1 protein-coding gene is annotated in these 536 nt (G+C 56.5%); it reads right to left on the minus strand.

Annotation, left to right across the window (positions count from 1 at the left end):
• Positions 1–23: 23 nt before the first annotated feature.
• Positions 24–536 (minus strand): IS1595 family transposase (locus B7G53_RS22305; protein WP_096671805.1); only part of this gene is annotated, 513 nt, incomplete at its 5' end.

A 536-nucleotide genomic window follows, 5' to 3' on the forward strand; every position in this document is an offset into this window, starting at 1 on the left:
AGGGGCTTAGGAAGCAAAGTCCGTTAAAGAGGGTTGCTTCGTAGCAAGGATAGCAGCGCTTTGTAGAGGCTTGAGTGACGGTGATTGAATCTGAACTCGGTTTCCTTCAAGTGCAGGTAGAACGTGTGCCTGGGCACGCCATTGAACTGCACCATCCTTCGCTTGGCATAGCTCCAGAAGCTTTCAATGCCGTTGACATGAACTGAGCCCCGGGCAAATTCATTGTTGCCGTGGTTGACTCGCAAGTGCTTGTCAAAGCCGACATCGACCAATCCATCGTAGCCTCGCCAGCGGTCAGTATGGATGATGCTGGCAATGTCAGCCTTGCCTCGAATGATGGCCTGCAGCGTGCGTTTCGTGGCATCGGGCACGATCTCGGTGTAGACGCTGTCACCTCGCTTGAGCAGCCCGAACACAACCGTTTTTCGACCGGCGCCACGGCCACGAAGACCTCGCACCCGGCGTGGCCCGAAGTAAGACTCATCGGCTTCCAGTTCCCCACCCAGGGGAGAGACCTTCTCGCACTGCTCGGCCAT

It is taken from the genome of Polaromonas sp. AET17H-212 (assembly GCF_002379085.1).
Taxonomy (GTDB): domain Bacteria; phylum Pseudomonadota; class Gammaproteobacteria; order Burkholderiales; family Burkholderiaceae_C; genus Polaromonas.